Source organism: Isoptericola sp. NPDC060257 (genome assembly GCF_042726645.1).
GTDB lineage: Bacteria > Actinomycetota > Actinomycetes > Actinomycetales > Cellulomonadaceae > Isoptericola > Isoptericola nanjingensis.
Genome location: NZ_JBHXAW010000495.1, coordinates 1 through 1398, shown reverse-complemented (window position 1 = coordinate 1398; position 1398 = coordinate 1). Strand labels below are relative to the sequence as shown.

1 protein-coding gene is annotated in these 1398 nt (G+C 77.5%); it reads right to left on the bottom strand.

Annotation, left to right across the window (positions count from 1 at the left end; translation table 11 throughout):
• Positions 1–56: 56 nt before the first annotated feature.
• Positions 57–1283, bottom strand: coding sequence for an NAD(P)/FAD-dependent oxidoreductase (locus ACFWEK_RS21620; RefSeq protein ID WP_430555376.1), 1227 nt, complete (start codon positions 1281–1283; stop codon positions 57–59).
• Positions 1284–1398: the final 115 nt, after the last annotated feature.

Here is a 1398-nt window from a genome sequence, read left to right as displayed (position 1 = left end):
GCCGAGCCCCGGTGGTCCTCCACCGGGGCTCGGCCGTCGTCGTGCTCGGGACGGGGCTACACCGAGGCCGTCGGCACGACGTCGGGCGCCACCGTCTCCTGCCGCCGGTCTCGCAGCGCCGCGGCGCGGCGCGGGTCGCCGACGAACGAGGGGTATCGGAGGACGCCGGGCCGCCGCGCCTCCCACGTCAGCTGGAGCACGGTGCTGCGGCACACGAGCTCCTTGAGCCAGGCCCCGGCGCGCGCGCCCAGCCGCCCGCCGAGGAACGCCCGCACCGGGACGTCGCCGCGGTTCGCGAACTGGAACAGGCCCACCCCGCGGCCGAGGCTGAGGCACTGGCCCAGGAAGCCGACAGCGGCCGGCGCGGGTTCCGTCCCCGCGAGCCGGGCGAGCACGGTGTCCGCGGCGGCACCGCCGAGCTGACCGGCCGCCTGGCAGCTCATCCGGTACGGCAGGCCGGACGGCGTGCCCGCGTCGCCCGCGGCGACGATGCGGTCGTCGTCCAGGCTGGTGAGCGTCTCGTCGGTGCGCAGGCGCCCCTCCGCGTCGGTGGTCAGGCCGCTGCGGGCGGCCAGGTCCGGGACGGCGAAGCCCACGGTCCAGATGGTGACGTCGCTCGGCAGGTCCCGGCCGTCGGCGAGCTGCACCGCGTCCGCCGTCACCGCCGTCACGGTGGCGCCGGGTCCGGCGACCACCTCCACACCGAGCCGCGCGAGCGCGGCGGCGACGGCCCGCCGGCCGTTCGGGTGCAGGTAAGGCCCGAGCAGGTCGCCGCAGACCAGCGTCACCGCCCGGCCCTGCTCGGCCAGCTCGGACGCCACCTCGATGCCCGACGGGCCCGCGCCCACCACCGTCACCCGCGCGCCGGGCCCGGCCGCGGCCAGTGCCGGGGCCAGCCTGTCCGCCTCCTCCAGGCTCGCCAGCGGGTACGCGTGCTCCGCCGCCCCCGGCACCTGGGGAGCGGCGCTCGTGCTGCCCACCGCGTACACCAGGTAGTCGTAGGCGAGGGTGTCGCCGTCGGCGAGCACGAGCCGCCGCCCGTCGGCGTCGATCCGCTCCGCGGTCGCGACCCGGAGCCGCACGGCGTCGGCCAGCAGCTCCCCGTAGTCCGCGACCGCGTCGTGCGACCCGGCGGTCCGCTGGTGCAGCCGGATCCGCTCCACGAACACGGGGCGGGCGTTCACCAGCGTCACGGCCACGTCGTCCCGCGCCGTCAGCCGGTTCGCCGCCATCACCCCGGCGTACCCGCCGCCCACCACCACGACCTGCGTTGCGTCGGACATCTCGTCTCCTCGGTCCGTCTCGTCATCGGTTGCTCACGGTGACGACGAGACGCCGCGGCGAGGTGTGACGGCGGCCCGGCCGGACATGACGACGGCGCCCGGTCGCGGGTGCGAC

Bases quoted from the DNA above. Each gene is read 5' to 3' on its own strand.
- ACFWEK_RS21620 (WP_430555376.1), bottom strand. From the start codon at position 1,283: ATGTCCGACGCAACGCAGGTCGTGGTGGTGGGCGGCGGGTACGCCGGG.